General features: G+C 43.4%; 19 protein-coding genes. 5 read left to right on the top strand and 14 right to left on the bottom strand.

Features of this window, described 5'->3' with window-relative positions; translation table 11 throughout:
• Positions 1–370 precede the first annotated feature (370 nt).
• The 5 genes from FM038_RS06845 to FM038_RS06825 form a co-directional block, all read right to left on the bottom strand.
• The gene (locus tag FM038_RS06845) at positions 371–913 is read right to left on the bottom strand and encodes a nucleotidyltransferase family protein (protein ID WP_419555621.1); all 543 of its coding nucleotides are present in this window, start codon (positions 911–913) and stop codon (positions 371–373) included.
• Between the two features lie 103 nt (positions 914–1,016).
• The gene (locus tag FM038_RS06840; protein WP_142872558.1) at positions 1,017–1,424 is read right to left on the bottom strand and encodes a hypothetical protein; all 408 of its coding nucleotides are present in this window, start codon (positions 1,422–1,424) and stop codon (positions 1,017–1,019) included.
• A gap of 194 nt (positions 1,425–1,618) precedes the next feature.
• Positions 1,619–2,014 carry a YbaY family lipoprotein gene (locus FM038_RS06835; protein ID WP_142872960.1) on the bottom strand — a complete coding sequence of 132 codons (396 nt, stop codon included), beginning with the start codon at positions 2,012–2,014 and terminating at the stop codon, positions 1,619–1,621.
• A gap of 61 nt (positions 2,015–2,075) precedes the next feature.
• Positions 2,076–2,942: an acyl-CoA thioesterase II gene (gene tesB, locus FM038_RS06830; RefSeq protein ID WP_142872557.1), complete on the bottom strand. Its 867-nt coding sequence runs from the start codon at positions 2,940–2,942 to the stop codon at positions 2,076–2,078.
• A gap of 162 nt (positions 2,943–3,104) precedes the next feature.
• A complete protein-coding gene (locus FM038_RS06825) occupies positions 3,105–3,992 on the bottom strand; it encodes an SDR family NAD(P)-dependent oxidoreductase (RefSeq protein ID WP_142872556.1) in 888 nt (295 codons plus the stop codon).
• 345 nt (positions 3,993–4,337) lie between these two features.
• Between FM038_RS06825 and FM038_RS06820 the strand changes: the two genes are divergently transcribed.
• Positions 4,338–5,210 (top strand): 1,4-dihydroxy-2-naphthoate polyprenyltransferase, encoded by an 873-nt coding sequence (locus FM038_RS06820; RefSeq protein ID WP_142872555.1) that lies wholly within the window; start codon positions 4,338–4,340, stop codon positions 5,208–5,210.
• A 67-nt stretch (positions 5,211–5,277) separates the two neighbouring features.
• Positions 5,278–5,517 (top strand): DUF3624 domain-containing protein, encoded by a 240-nt coding sequence (locus FM038_RS06815; protein ID WP_142872554.1) that lies wholly within the window; start codon positions 5,278–5,280, stop codon positions 5,515–5,517.
• Positions 5,518–5,526: 9 nt separating this feature from the next.
• On the opposite strand, the gene FM038_RS06810 is transcribed toward FM038_RS06815, so the two are convergent.
• Both FM038_RS06810 and FM038_RS06805 read right to left on the bottom strand, forming a co-directional pair.
• Positions 5,527–6,903 carry a leucine-rich repeat-containing protein kinase family protein gene (locus tag FM038_RS06810; RefSeq protein ID WP_142872553.1) on the bottom strand — a complete coding sequence of 459 codons (1,377 nt, stop codon included), beginning with the start codon at positions 6,901–6,903 and terminating at the stop codon, positions 5,527–5,529.
• Between the two features lie 152 nt (positions 6,904–7,055).
• On the bottom strand, positions 7,056–7,487 hold the full coding sequence (locus FM038_RS06805; RefSeq protein ID WP_142872552.1) for a GNAT family N-acetyltransferase: 432 nt from the start codon (positions 7,485–7,487) through the stop codon (positions 7,056–7,058).
• A 290-nt stretch (positions 7,488–7,777) separates the two neighbouring features.
• Between FM038_RS06805 and FM038_RS06800 the strand changes: the two genes are divergently transcribed.
• On the top strand, positions 7,778–10,066 hold the full coding sequence (locus FM038_RS06800; RefSeq protein WP_142872551.1) for a peptidase U32 family protein: 2,289 nt from the start codon (positions 7,778–7,780) through the stop codon (positions 10,064–10,066).
• Positions 10,067–10,237: 171 nt separating this feature from the next.
• Entirely contained in the window at positions 10,238–10,960 is a 723-nt protein-coding gene (locus FM038_RS06795; protein ID WP_142872550.1) for a glutathione S-transferase, read from the top strand.
• Between the two features lie 506 nt (positions 10,961–11,466).
• On the opposite strand, the gene FM038_RS06790 is transcribed toward FM038_RS06795, so the two are convergent.
• Complete coding sequence (locus tag FM038_RS06790; RefSeq protein ID WP_142872549.1) at positions 11,467–11,952, bottom strand: GNAT family N-acetyltransferase; 486 nt, start codon at positions 11,950–11,952, stop codon at positions 11,467–11,469.
• Positions 11,953–12,479: 527 nt separating this feature from the next.
• On the opposite strand from FM038_RS06790, the gene FM038_RS06785 reads away from it, so the two are divergent.
• A complete protein-coding gene (locus tag FM038_RS06785) occupies positions 12,480–14,159 on the top strand; it encodes a pseudouridine synthase (protein ID WP_142872548.1) in 1,680 nt (559 codons plus the stop codon).
• 97 nt (positions 14,160–14,256) lie between these two features.
• Here FM038_RS06785 and gndA read toward each other — a convergent pair whose 3' ends face one another.
• The 6 genes from gndA to FM038_RS06755 form a co-directional block, all read right to left on the bottom strand.
• Complete coding sequence (gene gndA, locus FM038_RS06780; protein ID WP_142872547.1) at positions 14,257–15,810, bottom strand: NADP-dependent phosphogluconate dehydrogenase; 1,554 nt, start codon at positions 15,808–15,810, stop codon at positions 14,257–14,259.
• Positions 15,811–16,153: 343 nt separating this feature from the next.
• Positions 16,154–18,136 (bottom strand): propionyl-CoA synthetase, encoded by a 1,983-nt coding sequence (locus FM038_RS06775; protein ID WP_142872546.1) that lies wholly within the window; start codon positions 18,134–18,136, stop codon positions 16,154–16,156.
• Between the two features lie 299 nt (positions 18,137–18,435).
• The gene (locus FM038_RS06770) at positions 18,436–19,365 is read right to left on the bottom strand and encodes a LysR family transcriptional regulator (protein WP_185965770.1); all 930 of its coding nucleotides are present in this window, start codon (positions 19,363–19,365) and stop codon (positions 18,436–18,438) included.
• 246 nt (positions 19,366–19,611) lie between these two features.
• Positions 19,612–19,983, bottom strand: a complete 372-nt coding sequence (locus tag FM038_RS06765) for a group I truncated hemoglobin (protein ID WP_223293013.1) — start codon at positions 19,981–19,983, stop codon at positions 19,612–19,614.
• Positions 19,984–20,207: 224 nt separating this feature from the next.
• A complete protein-coding gene (locus FM038_RS06760) occupies positions 20,208–20,384 on the bottom strand; it encodes a carbon storage regulator (protein ID WP_142872544.1) in 177 nt (58 codons plus the stop codon).
• Positions 20,385–20,622: 238 nt separating this feature from the next.
• Positions 20,623–21,999 (bottom strand): sodium-dependent transporter, encoded by a 1,377-nt coding sequence (locus tag FM038_RS06755; RefSeq protein WP_142872543.1) that lies wholly within the window; start codon positions 21,997–21,999, stop codon positions 20,623–20,625.
• Positions 22,000–22,189 lie beyond the last annotated feature (190 nt).

The raw sequence follows: 22,189 nt of genomic DNA, 5'->3' as shown, positions 1-22,189 counted from the left end.
CACCTACGATAATGCGCTCTCCCATTACTTATACCAATTCCATTAAACATATGATCAATTCAGAGCTTTCTCAGGGCTTTAAATTCAAGGCGCATTGTTGACGGAATGGTTATTCCCTTTCGAGGCAATGCAACGCAGAAGTAGAAGCCCTGAGAAGCTCACGAAGTGCGGGTTTAAAAACACTTTAAGCTGCGAAAGTGGCTTTCGATATAGAATAACTATTAGCTTCAATCCCCTTATCTTGCCTACAGCGTTTTTAACTCCCGCTGAATGGTCACTTGTTTAATGGAAATGGTATTAGGACCCATAAAGGATTAGGCTTGTTGGCACATAAGGCAAAAATTAACAGAAAAAAAATAGGTGGGACGGATCAGGCTAATTTTAGTTTAGGGTAGCGGGTGAACCAGGCTTTCTGGTCTTTTCTTGCATTGAATAGTGACAGTTCACGTTTAGGGTTGTGAGTTAACTTTAGCTCAAACAGGGATCCAAATCCAAAGGGTGCAACAAAATCAAAGCGGTGATCTGGTCGCGACAGGTGAACACCTATCGCCGTCTCACATTCAGGCCAGAATGACATGGCATGTTCACAGCTGGTATAGGGGGCATCACAGTTTCGAATATGCATTCTCGCCTGATTCTTAACCGACCAGGGCAGATGAGGTGCCCATGATTCTAGCTGCTTTTCATAAGCTTTTTCTCGTGTTTCACTGAGGTCATCAGCATCGAAGTAGATGAGGTCGATATCATTAAGAGGCTGACCCGCTACATCGTGTAACCTATCCCAGACCAGATCACGCACAAACCCTGCAGCTAACAGCCATTGGGGTAAGTTGAGCTTAACTGCAAACTCTATGGCTTCCATCCTGATCGGATCCTGTTTCAGCCATTGCTCGATCTGGTATTGCCTTTTCAATCTTGAATCCACTGCTTGCCTAAGTTAAGAAACTAAATAGTAATCTATACCCGATATGAAGCCTAGAATACTTGGCTATTGTTTGACAGTAAAAGGGGCCAAACTAAGGTTTTTCGAGTACCAAGTTACCATCAGCTCCCAAACCATATTCAATGACCGCAGAAACTTGCAGTCCACTCATCTCAAGCTGATCTTGATTTGGGGAATCCACTAGCCAATGAATGCCGTTATCTGTGAGCTGCCAATATTGATCAAACGTCGTTATTTTTTCTGAGCTCTGTACCTCCCTGACCTTAGCTATTTCAGCCTCATGAATGGTTACATCTTTCTCATCAGTGCAGCCAGCAATCAAGAACATTATCATCCCGGAGAAAAGCAGTAACAATGCCTGGATCTCCTGATGAATGCCCTTAGACTTCTCCTCACATAATAGTCCCGTCTGATTACTAGGCTCAGGGCTGTTCACTCGTTCGAAATTTTTAATTATTTGATGGCTACCAATAAATCGCACAAGACACTCCATGTGAAAGGGTTAACACCACCATATTGCATACAATATTCACAATCAAGTAACATTGCTTGAAAATAGCTAATCTAAATAGTTAGTCTCACCATCTAGCGTCCCATCTAACGTCTCAAATTCCAGCCACAAAAAAGGGGCCTTAAGCCCCTTTAATTCAATGAATTATTAATGAATATAGTTAACTACCTAACCGCTTTCATCAATACTTCGGTTGTGTATTTACCATTGCTGATAATTGGGAACCTATCATAGGTCTGAAAAATAACTTTGTTTTGATACAAGATCATAGCAACGACCCCGTAATTTACATTTTTTTCTACCGTTTCTGGCGGTAAGATAAATTTAAACGGCACCGGCGCTCTGGCAATATCGAAACTCTTCTGCGCCATGATAACGCCAGGAGTGTCCATATCTATGATGGCGATGGTGATCTTGCTCCCCTGAGGCAGATTAATCTTTTCCAAATACCCAGCAGCACCATTAATGATGACTGGTGGCTCCTCCTCCACAATCACACAGGCTGAAAGCGATATGACACACACCAATAAGATTACAGCTCTTTTCAACATAACCAACATCATAAAACCCTTATTTCAACATTCTGCTCAATAGCCATTAAAAAACCTTGTCTCGGCTGCGCTATTTGGGCGAAACCATGCGCATTAAACCTTCTTGCGTGGCTGATGCCACCAGCTCACCTTTCTGATTGAAAAACTGCCCCTTAACGAAGCCACGGCCACCACTGGCACTTGGACTGTCTATACTATAGAGCAGCCAATCATTGAGATCTAATGCACGATGGAACCACATAGAATGATCTATGGTCGCCATACGCATGCCTGGGGTTAAAAAGGAAACACCGTGAGGTTGAGCTGCCGTCACTAAAAAATTAAAATCAGAAGCATAAGCAAGTAAGTACTCATTAACAGAGTAATCCTTAGGCACCTTGCCATTTGCCCTTATCCATACAAAACGTTTTGGTTCTGTCGCTTTCGACTCCATAGGGTTACATGCATCGACAAGTCGCATCTCAATGGGTGCATCAGCCATAAATTTTTCAAGCATTTTTGGCGGCACTTTATCTTGCAAGGTCATTGCCAGCTCTTGCTGGTTCAGTAATCCCTCTGGACCTGGTACTTCTGGCATTTTATCTTGATGATCTAAGCCCGCTTCAAACTCTTGAAATGAGCAGGTCATATAGAAGATTGGCCGACCTTTTTGAATCGCCTTAACTCGTCTTGCACTGAAACTGCCACCGTCACGCATGACTTCAACATCATAAATGATAGGCAATTTTTCATCACCGGCACGAAGAAAATAGGAATGTAATGAGTGAACCTGACGAGTGGCCGATACCGTTTGCTTAGCAGCGCTGAGCGCTTGCCCCATCACTTGGCCACCGAACACATGACCAAAACCTAAATCTTGGCTTTGACCACGAAATAAACCTTCTTCAATTTGTTCTAAAGAGAGTAAAGACAATAGATCGTTTAATACCTGGCTCACAACAACCCCCACACTAGGACTTAATCAGCCGCACAGCTTAACTCAGGTATAATACCCATTGCATTAAAAATTTAGTCAATTCAGTGCAGCTCATTTAATTGGGTCGGCATTTAAAGAAAAAGCAGATAATTCTAAGTAGCACAAACCTCGGTTTACTATGCGCTATTCTATTGTAATGTGGTGTTCTCCAGCTCCCCTTCTCGCCCAAACAAGCACCTGCTCCTCACCACTTCGATGCAAGTTAGCGGGTTGCGCTTGGTGTATCTGCTGCCAACTACTCAATATGGTTTCAGGTTTACATGAACCTGCAGGAAAATAACTGGGTTTAAATTCGGCAAATTGACCATGACTCACACTGCCTGCCGCCGTAAGTAAATGCTGACCTGTAGGTGAATCTGCACAACACAAAAATAACATGCTTGCTGTAATTGATGTCTTTGAAAATAGTGGCTTAACCGATGGGGCAAGTTTATGAGCTGTCATCGATGTCACTGCGTGGGGGGTTAAACTGTTAACACTGATATTATAATCCATTCCCTCAAGATAAAGACTATTAACCAGACCAATCAGGCCCATTTTACTCGCGCTATAGGAGGTTTCGTGCATATCGCCATATAAGCCACTAACAGCACTACTCATAACAATCTTGCCATAGCCTCTTCCTTTCATATGAGGCCATATTGCCTTGGTCATATAAAAGCTGCCATTCAAGTCAGTATTCAACTGTAATTGCCAATTCTCTATAGTGAGGTTATCAAAGTCACAGGTAGAGTGGATCCCAGCATTATTAATTAAGATATCAATATGCCCCCATAACTCGATAATTTGAGTCACTGCATCTTTAACACCTTCGATATTGCTGACATCTAATTTAAACACCATAGATTGTTCGCCTAAAGCCAATACCGCTTTATGACTACTCTCTAGACCTGAAATATCATTGTCAATTAACACCACTTTAGCGCCACGCTCAGCCAAAGCAAGTGCATAGGCTCGACCTAAACCCGAACCAGCCCCCGTGATCACCGCCACCTGATTATCAAAACGCATCGATACCTTTCCTCAATGAATAGTCTCTAAACGAACTGAAAACATGGCTAAAATAAGCATGTAAATCAGTATTATATTGTAATGACGACAAAAAATGTTTTGCCGAAGGGTAAATATATAAGCATATCTCTTCCATAATTTCTTTGAAGCTGATAGCAAAATATAATTCCTTTTATGATCTTAATTCTAAAGTTTGACTGAGATCTTATCTGGTATTTTATAGAGCTTTGAATATTCAAAGAAGGAATAGTGTCACTTCATCGCAGTCTAGAAACTTGTTACAATAGCGATATTAATAGTTAGTGAGCATCTGCAGTCTCAATGCTCCCCCTTAAGAAAAAAATAATGAACCCTTGGATTTTGGCCATTAGGCCTCGAACTCTGCCGGCAGCTATCGGGCCTCTCTTGGTAGGAAATATACTGGCACTTGAATTAGAGCAATTCAGCATCTTGATTGCCTGTACCTCTATGCTTTGCGCTATCTTGTTACAGATTGCGGTCAACTTGGCCAATGACTACTTTGATTTTAAAAGTGGCATAGATACAGATGAGCGATTAGGTCCTGTTCGTGTTTCTCAAAGTGGCTTATTAGCACCAGAAAAAGTGAGAAATGCCATGATAATGTGTTTAGTACTTGCACTTATTGTTGGGTCTTACCTCATCTATCATGGCGGTTGGCCCATTGCCTTTCTGGCACTCGCTGCCATCTTGGGCGCTTTAGGCTATAGTGGTGGTCCATACCCGCTGGCATCACATGGACTAGGAGAGGTCGCTGCCTTCATATTTTTTGGTTTAGTGGCCGTTGTGGGCAGTTACTTTTTGCAAGCTGGAGAAACGAGTATCGCAGCTTGGATTTTAGGTAGTGCGATTGGTTTTTTGAATGCGGCAATCATGTTGGTCAACAATACTCGCGATATAGACACAGATGTAAAAGCTGGCAAACAGACATTAGCGGTTCGTATTGGCTTAGGACAAGCGAGAGTGCTCTATCAAACCTTAGTTTTCCTACCATTTGCATTGATTATAGGCGGTTTCTTTCTCGGTTTTCTACCCGGTTTACCTGTGTTACTGGCCGGATTATCTTTAGTTCTCGCCCGTAAACTCAATAGTGACTTTAGTATCACAACTGGCGAGGCCCTTAATCCGTTACTTGGCCGAACAGCAAAACTGACGATGCTCTTCAGTGGCTTATTTAGTGTGGGGCTAATTTTTGTCTAACGATGGAACTGAATAATGATATTGCACGTTAACCAGATTAACGTGCAATAAGAATGAGGGAGTAAAAATGGCCTGTGACAATTGCTTGTCATCTATTTATAAACAAAAAATAGGACGATGTAAGACCTGTATGTGGCAACTGGCAATACTGTCATTAATCAGCTGGCCACTTTGGTGGTTTCTCTATAGCGAACGAGTCTCTCATGTTGAGTCCATCGCCCTGCTGTTTTTCTGTTTCAGCTTCACAGGGCTTCTGCTGCTTCACCTCATCGTACTAAGCTATCGTTTACTTACTCATAGATCTTAAACCCTCTACTTAAAGCAGGGCTTCACTCACCTGTTTCGAAACGGCTAACGCTAGCTGCTCGCTAATCTCGAAAAACCTGGGGCGAAGTGCAAATTCATCATGTAAACAGCTGTCTCTCATTTGTAATAACACAGACAAGAGCGCTTGCTTGCCGGATAATGCGGCTTCATCACTTAAGTGCTTCTCATTGGCTAACAAGAGATCCTCCAGCAGACAGCCAAAGGCTCTGACCTCTATGGCTTGCATCGCTTCTCTTTGCAATTGAGGCAGAACAGATAAATCCGACGAGGCACCAAAATCACCAAATAGCATCTCGGCATCACCATTGATCATGGTGTTATGGGCATACAGATCACCATGACTGACAGCTTGCTGGTGCAGATGGGTCATCGTCGCAGCCATCTGTTGCAGAATTTTAGCGATTTGTGACACGCTAAACTGAGCCCCAGACGCGAAGGTGTCTCGGGTACAAGTCTGCAGCGATGGTGGTAAACCTAAGTTAAAGAAACTCGGTGGGATCAATTCCATCACCAAACCCAGATGCTCTTGCTCGTTTATCTGTGAGATGACTCTAATAAGGTTAGGATGCTCACCCGCCTGCAAACAACAGGCTAGCTCATCGGCGGGGTAGCCATCACTGGTCACCTCCCCCTTAAACAGTTTTACCGCTATCAAGTCAGGAGTGCCATGCAAGCTGATTGGCTGGTGATTCCATTTTCCTTTATAGATGACACCCGATGCCCCCTCGCCCAGTTGTTCGGCTAAGTCGATATCTGTCATCTTGACCTTAAGCATCTCTGGTACAGATAAGGTTATTTTATCCGTACAGCTAAGCCTATTACCATCAAATGCAAGCCAAGCGAGTCTTGGCAATTGCAGTAACCAGTCGGGAATATGAGTCAGCTTATTTGCAGATAAACGTACTAACTCGAGCTTTTTACAATTTGCCATCGATGCTGGCAGCGCAGAAAGACAATTCCCCGCTAAAGCTAATTTTTGTAGACGATGCAGTTGCCCCATAGATTCAGGCAATGCCTCGATTTGATTATCGGTTAAGATCAACCAGCGAGTCTGAACAGGCAAAGCGTCTTCATCGACTGTGTGTATTTTATTCGCCTTAAAACCGATCATCTCAAGCTTAGGACAATCAGCCAATACCTTAGGCAAGGTTTCAAATTGATTATTCGATAAGAAAAGAATTTTGAGCTGCACCAGCCGACCAAAGTCATCGGGTAAACTGGATAAGCAATTATTAGACAGATCCAGCACTTCCAAGGTATCAGCCAAATCAAAGATCTCATTGGGGAGTTCAGTTAGGTTTTCGGCTAACTGTAAACGTGTAATCGATGATAACTGTCCATTTTGAAGTGCTGCTAATGTTTGCAAACCTGATCACTCTACTGAAATTGAAAATAGCGCGACATGATAGAGCATATGTTCATCTTGAGAAAGGGGTGAAGAGCAGCCAAGAGGAAGCTTAACTGCACGCTTAGTCATGGCTGAGCGACTAATTATGCTGCAAGACTTTAAAAATGTATTTACTGATTGACCAGCACCTTCTTCATCCAGCAGCGACTATGTCCTTGCGGATAGTTTTCCAATTCGCCAAATATGGAATAGCCATGTTGCTTATAAAAATCCACAGCCTGGTAGGTAAAGCTGGTTAAGTGAGAGTGAGTGCAGCCAAGTTCAATCGATTGACCTTCAATAGCCTGAAGCAACTGCTGACCCAGCCCTTTTCCTCGCAATGACTCGCTCACCCAGAGTGAATCAATCCATAGCCAGCCAAAATTATCACAGTTACCTTGTACTCCTCCCAAAACTTTCCCTTGCTCATCACGTAATAAAAAGCACAGCTCGTTACGACCGGTAGTACCTACTTTGGCTCGACTAGCTTGCTCTATGCCATCCCACAACATTTGTTGTTCATCATCTGTGAGTGTTTGTTGAAAATTAATCTGATAGGTCATAATGAGCTTGCCTTCGAGTATGTGGAGATATGAATGTGCTGATATTGAATCTATTCTGCCAAAACTCAGTAAATCACATTTTTGATAACAAACGCGATAACAAGTTTGATAATAAACATGATGATAATTCAACTTAATCTGAAGGCTGAGTGGCTCAACAAGTACTGAACATCACCATAAGTCATTGATGAAGTAATCCACCAAAATCTAATGTATGGCAATGCTGGCGGGATGCGGGTAAAATCGCCCCTCAAAAAATTTAATCGAATAATTGAGTGAGTTAGTCTGAGATGAGTAGAAAAATAGAGTTGTTAGCGCCAGGCGGCGATGTTGAAGCAATAAAAGCCGCTATTGTTGCCGGTGCCAACGCCGTCTATTGCGGCTTAGATACCTTTAATGCCCGTAACCGTGCCGCCAACCTGTCGTTTGATGATCTCTGTGGCATATTAAGGCTCGCTCATCAGTATGAATGTGAAGTGTTCTTGACCTTGAATGTGGTGATTTTAGAGCAGGAACTACCTGCACTATTTAAGTTACTGAATCAATTAGTCAACACCAGCTTAGATGGCATAATAGTTCAAGATCTCGGTCTGTTTAATCTCGTTAAGAAGCACTTCCCAACCTTAGACATTCACGCCTCGACTCAGCTAACCACTCATAATGAAGGCCAGATCCACTTCCTTAACAGAGTTGGCGCTTCACGCGTCAACCTGTCGAGAGAGTTAAATCTTCCTGAGATAAAGTCACTCACTGCTCTTGCCCATGAATACGATATATTGACCGAAGTGTTTGTTCACGGCTCTTTATGTATCGCCTTCTCGGGTCAGTGCTATTCAAGCTCTGTCAGTGTCGGCAACTCAGGTAACCGAGGCCGCTGTAGTCAGGCTTGTCGTGATGAATATGAAGAGACGGCTGCAGGTAATAAGTACCCTTTGAACCTAAAAGATAACTCAGCCTATTTTGACCTGCCAGATTTAGTCGATGCTCAGGTCGACTCACTCAAGATTGAAGGCCGTATCAAGGGCGCACACTATGTCTATACCGTTGTCGATAGCTGGCGTAAACAGATAAACCAGTTCGTCGATACTGGCAAGTTACTGGAAGATGACACCAACCTCTACAAGGTGTTTAACCGTGATTTTACCAACTCATTCTTGAAGGGTAACCTCACTAAAGACATGTTTATCGATAATCCTCGCGATAACAGTGTTAACCACGCCGTGGAACAGAAAAACGCGATTTCAGTGGTGCAGATCCAAGAAGTAAAACAAACACTCAGAGCGGATAAGAATCAACTCGGTGCAAGTCTAGAAGATAAGATCCAATATCTTCATATCGACAAGATGCAGCTCACATTAAGCTTCACAGGCCAGTTAGACCAGGCCTTCGCTATTGTGGCAAGAGTTGAAACGGTTTCCAATCAAGTCGAACAAGCAAACCAGTTCCAAACGTTCACCGTACAATCTGAATCCTTGATGCGAACCACGGATAAATCTCCAATGGACACTGAGGCATTAGAAAAACGCTTCAGAAGTTTCAACAATGCTGATTATGATATTCAGGATTATGACTTCAGTGGATTAACGAGTGGCCTTAGTATTCCATTTAAAGAGCTAACGGCACTTAAGAACAAGCTGGCATTTCTGCTTAATAACTCGGTAGATGTGATAGCACCAGTTGAGCTTCCAAAACTTGAGCAGCATGCCAAAGTAAATGGAAAAGTAGACGATAAACCAAGCCTGTCTCTACTGATCAGTGATGAGCAAGATGCCTACCTTGGTGATATTACCGATGCTGACATTTACTTTAAGCTGCCAGAGAGCTTTAAGAAGAACTGCGATAAGTATATTGAAATACTCAACCGTAACCCAAGATTTATCCCTTGGTTCCCGGCGGTATTAATCGGCAAAGACTATATCGAAGCGGTGCGAATTCTTGAAGTCGTTAAGCCTGCACGTATCGTCAGTAATAACACTGGAGTTGCCTATAAAGCGTTTGAGATGGGTATCGAGTGGATTGCCGGTCCACTGCTAAATACCACCAACTCTTATGCCCTGCGTACCTTACAGGAAGACTTAAACTGCTCTGGTGCATTTATCTCTAACGAAATTAATCGCATGCAGATGAGAAATATCAAACGTCCAGCAGGCTTTAAACTCTTATACAGCATCTATCACCCCATTTTGATGATGACCAGCCGTCAGTGTTTCTTCCAGCAGACCGTGGGCTGTAATAAACCCAGTATCGAAGATGGCTGCATGCTTAAATGTGAAAAAGCCACCACCATTACCAACGTCAAGGGGATCTCATTTGCCGTTGATAAGCAAAAAGGCGGTTACCCAAGCATCTATAACGATGAGCAGTTTTTGAACTTAGATGTGATCAATGACTACTCTAATCTGTTTGATGAGTTCTTTATTGACCTGACCGATATCGGCTCAGGCTCAAAAGCTAAACTGGATAAAACTCAGCTTATTGCGCACTTTGAAAATCTGCTCGAAGGCAGTGAAGCTGCTAAGAACCAGTTAGATACTATGGTAACCGTATCGACACATGCTCAATATAAGCAAGGTCTTTAACCACCGATTATAATAGAACAGAGCAGCCTATCAGTCTTTTTAAAGAGACTTATAGGCTCTTGGTTTACCGCCCCTTTTTTATTCTCCTCTACATAGATACACTTAAAAAACTATAATCGACCTAATTACTTCCCCCATAGTATTAAACAGCCAATAGAAGCGATAATACCCATGAACTCACTCCCCTTACCTACCCTCTATTCACTACAACACTGCCCCTATGCCATGCGGGCCCGCTTAGGCTTGTTAATGGCAGAGAAAAAGGTCATGCTCAAAGCCGTGGTCACCAAAAACAAACCCGAGGAGATGCTCGCCATCTCACCAAAAGGCACAGTGCCAGTGCTTATCATTGAGGGGCTGGATGAAGGTGCGCTTGAAGCTGGAAGCGAGGTTAAGAATGAAAGCGCTGAGAATGCCAAACAGCCCAAGATCATCGATGAAAGTCTGGATATCATGCTTTGGGCACTGAATATAAATGACCCGGATGATCTGCTGTTAAGCCAAACACCCGATGCACTGCCAATCATGCTCGAATTAATCAAATATAACGATAAGGTGTTCAAACCATTACTCGAGCAGTATAAAGATGCCAAGCGCTACCACAAAGATACCGAAGCCGAGTTACGTCAGCAGTGTGAAGGTTTTATCCAAGACTTAGAGTTACGTTTGTCTCAACATCAATACCTAATGGGCGACAGCCTAAGCTTGCTCGACTTTGCGCTACTGCCTTTCGTGCGTCAGTTTGCCCGAGTCGACCGCCACTGGTATTTGCAATCTCCCTATCCGTTACTAAGACAATGGTTGAAAAATCACTTAGACAGTCCACTGTTTTCACGAGTCATGAAAAAGTTTCCGCTCTATTTAGAGACTGGAGAAGCCTACCCTTTCGGTTAAAAAAGTTCTAGATAGCCTGTTAATGCTTCGTGTAAACGATTGCTATAGGGCAACACATAATCTCCGCTAATAGAATGCGCTAATAGTATCTGCTAACAGTATGCGCTAATAATATACAGCAATGCATATACCGACCGGCTAATGTAAGCTATTCCTATCAATTGATCGTCTGTAGGGTCATACTGATATCGTTATGTATTGACCTCTATCTTGATAGAAGGCCACTGCGTAACTTCAGCCCTTAGGTTGGCTCAAACTAACTTTAGGTTTACGAGTTTACCTCAAAAGGAAAGTATCATGAGTAAAGGCCAAGACAGTAAAAAGAATGTTAAAAAGAAACCGCTTTTAACAGCAAAAGAGAAGAAAGCAGCAAAGGCGGCGAAGAAAACCTCAAGTAATTCTCTAGCTCATTAAGCACTTAATGGCCATCAAAACTTTTCGATGGCCATTTATTTTCCAGTATATTTTATTACATCGACTTATCTGTCGAACCCAGCATCAGTTTGTCAGCAATCAGCTTTAGAAAAAGAATGACAACTTGCGGCATCTATAAGCTTCATTGCTAGCTTTTCAATACCATGTGAGGGAATCCATCTTTTAAACTCAACAAAGCCATGTTTATTATATAAATTAATTGCAGGCTTATTTACAACAGCCGTCTCAACAATAGCTTCTTTAAAATCAATTAGCTCTAGAATATAACTTATCAATTTGTCTGCGATACCTCTCCTAAAATACTTTGGGTCGACAGTCAAACTATTAAGCTCTAAGAGCCTATCTTCTACAGCAATCTCGATAACTGCAGCAAGACATTCATTTTCACTAAAGCCATAAAATAGTGTTTTTGAATCTTCTATATCTTGAGCACTTCGCGACAGTGGAGGAAAATAAAGGGTACCAATAAGTTGAGCTTCAATTTTATAAGAGTTTTGAAAAACAGAGTAAATTTGTTCTGCAACTTGTTCATTAGAGTTATCAAGTTTTTTTATCATACCGCGCCTAACCTCAAAATTTACGTTGTTCTTTAACGTCTTAGTATTTATGCCTTGTGCTATTTGCAGGGCATAAATCGATTTCAGGACTTGGCCGATGCCTCACCACTCCATTTATATCATTATAATCAAATGTATTTCCCTCACAAAATTTCATAATAAGGTCTTAGTTTAACCTTTATCCAAAGCATAATTTCACCACGAAGCGCTTCGCTTTCACGGAGAACACTGAGGGGAAAAAAGAAAATAGAGAGGAAGTGATGGTCATCAATAATGTTGCAACTATCAACGAAATATTCAATAAAATATGGCCTTCAAAACAGTCCCAAGAAAATCCCCACAAACGAATTAAAACAAAAAACAGCAATTTTTCTATTGCAAGATGATCTCTTGTCGGTAAAAGGTTAAAATCCCCAGCTCGTTTTTTATCGACATTTATCGCCAGATGAACGCATTGAGTCCAGATGAGACTCGAGCTTCAAGCGCTAAACGTCCACGGCTAACCATTTATTTAAGCAGACCAGCAGATGTACTCTCCAGAAGATTGTTTTACGCCATTTAAAGCACCAACCACAGAATTTACGCTGCCGGTGCGTTTTACCTTTCCGTTCTATTATGAACCTCACCCTCTGTGTCTGTTGGCAGCCAGTGAGTTACAGCAACACTTAGAGTCTCAGACTGAATGGCGACATGACTTTGGTTTACGTGAAGCTGAAGGCTCTGGTTTAGGCAAGATGTTTGGTGTACTGCTGGTAAAAAATAGTCAGGGAGAGTTGGGCTATCTGTCGGCATTTTCAGGCAAGATTGCCGATCAAAATCTACTCACTCACTTTGTTCCACCTGTATTTGATATGTTGGCTGAGGGCAGCTTTTTTCCGCCTGAGCAGGCCAAAATCAACTTGATCAATGCTGAGATTAATACGCTTAAAGACAATCCTGAGATAGCGCTACTGCAATCACAGCTTGCCGATAAAACACTATCAGCTCAAGAGCAGATAGCTGCTCATCGCGCCTTAATGATTGAAAACCGTAAACAACGAAAACTGCAACGCGCTGCTGGGGACACACTCGATGAACAGGCGCTAAAACAACTCAGAATTCAGATGAGTCGAGAGAGCGTTCAAGATAAAAATCAATTAAGGGCGCTTAACAGTTATTGGGATGAGCAACTCGCATCAGCAAAGCATGCACTTGAGCAGGCCAGTCAACACTTAACGGCCTTAAAGCAGAAACGAAAAACCATGTCCGCCGCGCTGCAGCAACGTCTATTTGATGAATACCGCTTCTTGAATATCAAGGGCGAGGAGCAAAGTTTAGGTGAGATTTTTAAAGGGACGATTCACAAGGTACCACCAGCGGGTTCAGGTGAGTGCGCCGCGCCTAAGCTGTTACACTTTGCCTTTAACAATGGTATGACACCACTCGCTATGGCTGAGTTTTGGTGGGGTGAAGCGCCTAAGTCTGAGATAAGACAGCATAAGAACTTCTATGGCGCCTGTCAGGGAAAATGCCAGCCTATATTGGGACATATGCTAGACGGTCTTCCGACCGATGAGAACCCGCTGCTCACTAACCCAGCTGAGGGTAAGCACCTTGATATCATCTATCAAGACGATGATATGCTGGTGATCAATAAACCTGCAGAATTCCTCTCTGTGCCGGGTAAGAATATCCTAGACTCTGTTTATTCACGCATTAAAGGTCAATTCCCAGAGGCTACTGGCCCACTTATCGTACACAGGCTCGATATGTCCACCTCAGGCTTGATGGTCATCGCCCTCAACAAGGCTGCCAATAAGAGCCTGCAGAAGCAATTTATCTGTCGCACGGTAAAAAAACGTTATGTCGCCCTCTTAACTGGTGAACTCAGCCAAGATGAAGGAGTTATCACTCTGCCGCTACGGGGTGACTTTGATGATAGACCCAGACAGCTCGTCTGCTTTGAACATGGCAAGCCCGCTCAAACAAGCTGGCAAGTTATCACTCGCAAAAATCAGCAAACCAAGGTCTACCTCTATCCTAAGACAGGAAGAACGCATCAACTTAGGGTTCACAGCGCACACCCTGATGGGCTTAATATGCCAATTGTTGGCGATGACCTTTATGGCAAAAAATCCGACCGACTACACCTTCATGCTGAACTATTAGAACTTAATCACCCTATCACCGACGAGCCGATGAGCTTTCAGATTGACGCTGATTTTTAGCCGATTTGATAGCAAGTAAAACCAATAGATACGAAAAAGGCTTCCCGCGGGAAGCCTTTTTGCTGATGACAGTGCTAACTAAGATTCATTGAAGCCATTAAACTTTAATGAGATCTCGATCTGCGCTACTCCAGTTAAGGTGATATTTCTCACCCGCTGGTTTATCGGTACGCTCAAACGTGTGCGCACCGAAGAAGTCTCTCTGTCCTTGCAACAAGCTAGCAGGCAAGGTTTCACAGCGATAACTGTCGTAATAGGCCAAAGCAGAACTAATACATGGCGAAGGAATACCTTTCATCACTGCGGTCGATACCGCTTTTCGCCAATCCAGTTGCTTTTCAGATAGCGCTGAACTGAATGCATCAGCCATCAACAAGTTATCTAATTCAATCTCATCACTCGCTGCAGCCTGATAAGCTTGAGTTATAGATTGCAAAAATTTAGCACGGATAATACAACCAGCACGCCAAATTTTAGCGATTTCGGCGAAGTCTAAATTCCAGCCCTTCTCTTTTCCTGCCATCGCCATTAACTGAAAACCTTGGGCATAACAAGCGATCTTAGCGCAATAGAGTGCATTCTCTAGTTGAGCAACAAATAGCTCACGCTCAGCATCTGTAGGCTGCTCATTTTCAGGCCCTTTCAGTAACGCGCTCAAGGTCTTGCGCTGACTCTTTTGCGTGCTGATGGCACGAGCATACACGGCTTCAGCAATGGTTGGGGCTGGGCAACCTATCTGTAAACTGCTCACAGCAGTCCACAGTCCGGTACCTTTCTGCCCTGCTTTATCGAGGATCATCTCAACCAATGGCTTACCAGAAATAGGATCGGCTTGTCTTAACACTTGGGCACTGATCTCCATCAAGTAGCTATTGAGACTGCCTTGGTTCCAGGTATCAAACAGGTCAGCAATCTCATTCGCTGTCATGTTAAAGCCATCGCTGAGTAGCTGGTAAGCTTCGCAGATGAGCTGCATATCGGCATATTCGATACCGTTATGCACCATTTTGACATAGTGACCAGAACCCGCTGGACCGATATAAGTCGTACATGGCTCACCTTCGGTAACCGGATTACCCGGCTCTTGGCGCTCTATCGGTAAGCCTGTTTTAGCATCGACTTTCGCCGCAATAGCTTCCCAGATAGGTTTGATTCTGTCCCAGGCTTTAATGTCACCGCTTGGCATCAAGGATGGGCCGAAACGTGCGCCCATCTCACCGCCCGAGACGGCGCAGCTGAAGAAGATAAATTGCTTGGCATAACGCGCTTCACGCTCAACCGTATCTGTCCATAAACTATTGCCCGTATCGATAACAATATCATCAGACTCGATACCTGCATCGATAAGCGCATTACATACACCATCAACAGGGGCACCAGCGGGGACCGAAAGTACCAGAACACGAGGTTTTTCGAGACTCGATAACATTTCAGAAAGATTATTACAGCCTTGGATACGCAATGGCACCTGAGGTTGCTTACTGGTAATGCGATCAGATTTCTCTTGTTGAACAACGCCTTGAACCTTGACTGCGTCTAGGTCAAAGGCGGCAACTCGGTATTGATTGTCGGCAATATTAAGCGCAAGATTTTTGCCCATAACACCGAGTCCGATAACGCCGATATCATGTAATTTAGTGTGGTTTGTCATTGATAGATTCCGCAGGTCACAGAGATTGTTTGTCCCTATCTTTTTAATAGCCGATGCGTATTGTAAAGCGACATACACACTAGAATTTCAGCCACTCTTTTATAAGAGTTTACTCAATTAATGAGCATAGACGATAGGTTATATTTTGGCGGAGATTATACAGACTTTGGTAACTAAATTACTAGGTTTAACACTTCTAAGGCGAATAAGTTTCATACTCTTATACCAATCGGTATGACTATCCAAACGGTAAACTTCTATAAAAAATGGCTAAGGAGTGTTATTGAATAACATCTGCTTAGCCATATGATAACTCCTAAGTTCACACTCAAGTATTAAGGTATTAAGGTATTAAGGCATCGGCATAGCCCATGCGGGTCAGTACATTACGCACTAGCTCAAGCGTTTGAGGATCTTCTATGGTTGCCGGCGCTTTATATTCCTGATTATCTGCAATCTTTCTCATGGTGCCTCTGAGCACTTTGCCTGATCGTGTCTTCGGCAGTTTTTGGATAACACTGACTAAACGAAAAGACGCCACCGGGCCAATATGCTCCCTGACGAGTGTGATTAATTCACGATGCAACTCCTCATCGGATAAAAACACTCCCTTTTTAAGCACCACTAGGCCTAGAGGTAACTGGCCCTTTAGCTTATCTTCAACACCGATCACCGCCACTTCAGCCACCGCTTCGTGCTGACACAATACCTCCTCGAACCTGCCGGTAGAGAGTCGATGCCCAGCCACATTGATGATGTCATCGATACGGCTCATGATATACAGGTAGCCCTCTTCATCCATATAACCCGCATCTCCGGTAAGGTAATAACCTGGATACATAGATAAATAACTATCGAGATATCTTTGTTCATTTTGCCACAAGGTGGTGAGCGTACCTGGTGGCAAAGGTAACTTGATCACGACATTGCCTGATTCCCCGGCAGGAACGACCTCTCCCTGTTCATCGAGAACTTCAACCTCAAAGCCAGGTACAGCCAGTGCGGGAGAACCTGCTTTAACCTGAATCGGAGCTACGCCCATTAAATTAGCGGCAACGGGCCAGCCCGTCTCTGTTTGCCACCAATGATCTATCACCGGTTTTCCTAGCCTATCTTCCGCCCAATGTAGCGTATCAGGATCGCAACGCTCCCCTGCTAAAAACAGCGTTTTTAAGCAAGTTAAATCCGTATCACGCAGAAAGTCACCATCGGGATCATCACGCTTAATGGCGCGTATTGCCGTTGGGGCAGTAAAGAAACTTTTCACCCGGTATTTTTCTATGGTCCGCCAGAATATGCCGGGATCCGGCGTGCCTATGGGCTTGCCTTCAAATAACAGCGTGGTTGCACCCACTAAAAGTGGTCCGTAAACAATATAGGAATGACCCACGACCCAACCCACATCCGAGGCCGCCCAAAAAGTATCACCAGGGCCAATGTCATAGATATTTTTCATTGACCATGCCAGCGCCACGCCATGACCACCGTTATCACGCACCACGCCTTTAGGTTGGCCGGTGGTTCCCGACGTATAGAGCACATAAAGGGGATCGGTAGCGGCGACAGTCTGACAAGCTATACTCCTGGCGCTAGACACCGCAGTTTGCCAGTCGACATCACGTCCTTTAGTGAGCTCAGCATGATATTGACTGCGATTTAAGATCAGACACTGCTCGACATCATGTGTCGATAAATCGATGGCACCATCAAGCAGAGGTTTATAGGGCACGACACCCGATGGCTCGACACCACAAGATGCCGATAAGATAAGTTTAGGTTTGGCATCATTGATACGTGCTGCAAGCTCGCTGGCTGCAAAACCACCAAAGACAACAGAATGAATGGCGCCAATGCGTGCACATGCCAACATAGCAAATGCTGTTTCAGGGATCATCGGCATATAGATGATCACCCTATCCCCTTTTTTCACACCAATAGCATCCATGTAGCCAGCTAGTCGGCTCACCTGAGCCAGTAACTCATCATAGGTGATGCCATATTCGGTCTCAGTCACTGGGCTAACATATTGAATCGCTACCTGCTTGCCTCGGCCTTGCTCCACATGTCGGTCCACCGCGTTGTAGCAAGTATTGCACTCACCACCAGAAAACCAGGAGTAAAGTGGGGCATTTTGCGTATCGAGTACCTTATCCCAAGTCTTGTCCCAATCAATTAATTTTGCGGCATTAGCCCAAAAATCATCTGGTTGAGTCAGTGAATGTGCGTGGAGTGCTTGGTGAATTTCAAGATGTCTTGATAGGTCTGGGCGTGCTTCATCTAAGCCAGTTTTTTTTATCTCATCTTGATTTAACGTAAGTTCCGACATATCCGTTATGCTCCATCGAAAGCAATGGTTCAGGCTAAGTAAAGTCTCAATGCTTTATTTTTATCGCCGTATCATTATCTTTTCTCATTATCTTGCTTGTGGTGTCACTGCTTAAATTACACATTCATATCTTGTATATAAAACAGTCAGGTCAAAATCCATTATGCCGCCAGTGACATCATTTCCCATTAGACCTTGGGATAAGTTGCTAGAAAACCAGAATAGAAAGCAGCCCCCTTAGCTGAGGGCATTAGATAGAAAATGTAGGATTTAAGATTTAGGATTTAGGATTTAAATGATTAGATAAGAAACCGGCTCGCTGCCGGTAATGTAGCCTCAGGCATATCAGATTTTTCTAACTGCTCTACGGCAAAATCGATAAAGCGGCGAACCACTAAGGGCATAAATTGATTACTTCGATACATAATCCAGCTATGCAGGTGATAAATAATCTTATCATCGCAAATAGGGATCAGCTTATTATGCTTAACCAGCAAGTCGCCTAAATGAACAGGTAAAGCCGCAATGCCCAGACCTGATAAGCATGCATCGAGTAACACTTGCACATCATTGGTCACTAGCACAATATCAAGTTTTTTAGGATCAAACTCGGCCTCTAAACTGTGTTTAAACAGCTTGCCATTAGGTAACCGTGTTTGGATATATTTATGTCCGTCTAGCTCACTTAGGTGCTGAGGGCTATCATTATTAGTAAACATAGACGGCGCAGCATACAGCTTGAGTTTCGCTGACTTTATCCTTCTGGCGATCAAGCTACTATCTTCAAGAGTCTCACCAAAACTAAAGCCAATATCAATATGCTGCTGAGATAGATTAAGCTCTTCATTGGTGGTAATCAGCTCTGCTTTCACTTGCGGATACTTGGCCATAAATTGATAGACGGTATTTGCCAATAAAAGAGAGTGAGCATTGGCTACCATCTGCACTCTTAACTCGCCAGAGACCTCTTTAGTCGGCTCAGCAAGTTCAATGAGTGTTTGCTCTAGCTCTGCCAGCAATGATTTAGACTTTTGATAGAAAACTTGTCCCTGCTCAGTTAGCCGCATAGATTTAGGCTCACGAGTAAACAGCTTGGCACCAACCTCTTGTTCTAATGATTTAATTCGTCGGCTAATATTGGACTTGGCCAAGTCCAAAGCATCAGACGTTTTCACTAGACTGCCACTTTCTACTACTTGCTGAAATAGCTTAATATCTTCTGTTTTCAAAAATCCACCTAAACCTGATAGTTTTTTTGCCACTTACCGAAATAACTTAACTAGAGACAAGTTACTTTATGCTTCTAAAAACTAACAGTAAAATTTTTTGTGTTCTTAATTATGAGACTCTAATTACTTAGATCTTGAATTCGGATATCAAACCTGATTGCCAAACAATCAGATCAAAAAAACGCAGCATCTGGCTGCGTTTATCAACATATTTTGGCACTAGACATGCTAATGAATTAAGAGCGGCTAGGCGCCGATAATTTCACCTTTAATCGAATAGGCAATCATCAACAGTTCCTGCTTTTCTTGCTCTCCAACCTCGTTCTTATCAAGTGCAGCCATGATGTCGTCAATAACAGCCAAGTATTCCGTTTCACTAATATTCATACATCGATGAGCTTCGGGCATCGACTTACCAGTGTAATCTTGTGGACCGCCTGTTCCTGCACACAGGAACTCAGTCACCACTTTGATCACCCGCTCCCTATCACTGTCCTGATACCGGCTAGCAACGGTGGGATTGGTAGCATGGGTATCGAATATATCCGCCGCAATCCTTGCGATTTTGTCCTCCCCTCCAAGACGCTCATAAAGACTCATAACAGACCTCGTAAACATAGAATTATGACCTGTTAAGCTTAGTCAGAAATTCAAATTTATGAATAAAAAGGCAAGCTTGGTGCTTGTTAGATAAGATGAGAGCAAGGGGTGTTGGCGAGCACTAGGAACCTGCTTGACTGGCTTACACAGTCATCAGAGATGTATTAAGACGATTCATATACAGATCGACTAATATTTAGGGCCATTAATATTTAGAGCATAAAGACACCAGAGTATCTGAACTATTCACCTAACTCTAAAATTTCACTGCGATAGATATCAATCGAGCCATCGGCTTCGATGCCAATACGATTATCCGAATAAACATTGATCTCAATATCTTTCAGCTGCTGACCATTTTCATCAAAGATATTAGTAATAATAATAGATGAGTTTGGCTTTCTAGTGAGAATGAGCATATGACCTCCATGTGCAGATACCGCTTCTTGAGCAATATACCCACTAGGTTTAGCAATGAAGTTACATTTTTGCAAGTTGAGCTGATAGGCATAAACAAAATATGTTTAATACTTATACCGATTGGTATAACCAGCGTAATGCAGCTTAAAATGAACAGAAAAAAAAGCCCCCACTTTCACAGCAAAAGTGAGGGTAAAAAGGAAGAATGTTTATGGCAATGCCGTTAAATAGACAGGTCTATGCGGTCACCATAGAGAGGAAAACCAAACCTAAACCTACCGGTGCAACAAAACGAATGAGAAAGCGCCAAGCTTTATAGGCAAAAGGCATCTCCTTTTCATCCAACTCATCGGCGGTCATTGCTTTTGGTAAGACCCACCCTGCAAATATGGCAACAAAAATACTGCACAGCGGCATCATCAGAGAGGTGATAAAGAAGTCGAACAGATCAAAAAATGTCTTACCGGCAAACTTATCGATAAAGCCCAAAGGATGTACTCCAGACAAGATATTAAATGAGAATATAGACAGTAGACCTAAAGCCCAGCTAGCACCGCCACAGGCAACAGCTGCCTTTCTACGTGACCATGATGTCTTCTCTCTAAGCCATGCAACCGCACATTCCATCATAGAGATGGCCGATGTTAACGCGGCAAAGAAAAGCAGTAGGAAAAACATAGGACCAATAACCCCGCCGCCTGGCATCTGGTTAAAGGCAAAAGGCAAGGTCATAAATACCAGTCCAGGTCCACCACTTGGATCCATGCCATAGGCAAATACAATAGGAAATATCGCCATACCAGCAAGCAATGCCACCAAGGTATCGGCAGTGATAATCGTCATAGAGGCACGTGGAATAGAGGTCTGACGATCAAGATAAGCCCCATAGGCCATTAAATTTGTAATGCCTACACCAATTGAAAAGAAGGCCTGACCTATGGCCTCTAAGATCACATCCGAATTTATTTTTGAGAAATCTGGTACAAACAAAAATTTAGCCGCTCGGATAAAGTCGCCTTGAATCGCCGCAAATACCACTAAACCAATCAACATAATAAACAGTGCAGGCATCAACACCTTTACCGCCTTCTCGATACCGGCTTTTACACCACGTGCCGAAACAAAAACGGTTATCAGTAAAAAGGCACTAGCCCAGAGAAATAGCTCTCCGGCGCTTGCATTAAGGCCATCAAATGTTGCCTGCATAGCGGCATAATCAGCTTGCGCTAGCTCTCCGCTACCCGACTTAAATACATAAGCTATGGTCCAGCCACCGACCACTGTATAAAAAGAGAAAATAAGCACAGCGGCGACGACACCAAAGAGTCCCATCCAGCGCCAGTTAAGCGATCTTCCCGCCTCTTTCGCAACGGCGGCAATGGCATTAGGCGGACTCATCTGCCCACGGCGGCCGACCAATAGCTCGGCCATTAATATGGGCAGTACGATCACGACGACGGCCAAGATATAGATAACAACAAAGGCGCCACCGCCATTTTCTCCGGCGGCATAAGGGAAACGCCAGATATTGGCCAGACCCACTGCAGATCCTACTGCAGCAAATAGAAAGCCAAGTTTGGATGACCACTGTTCGTGTTGTATTGATTGCTGCATGTTTTGCCTCGCTTTATTATTTTTATCTCCTTAATACACTCTGTCAGTGAATTAATGAGATTTTGCTCTTTTTCGGAGTTTATGCGTAGGGATGCTAATACCAATTCCATTAAATGTATGATCTATTCAGAGCTTTCTCAGGGCTTTTAATTCAAGGCGCATTGCTGAGGAAATGGTTATTCCCTTTTAA

It is taken from the genome of Shewanella eurypsychrophilus, assembly GCF_007004545.3.
Taxonomy (GTDB): domain Bacteria; phylum Pseudomonadota; class Gammaproteobacteria; order Enterobacterales; family Shewanellaceae; genus Shewanella; species Shewanella eurypsychrophilus.
Note: the sequence above shows the minus strand (reverse complement) of the source record. Positions and strands in the feature narration are given on the sequence as shown.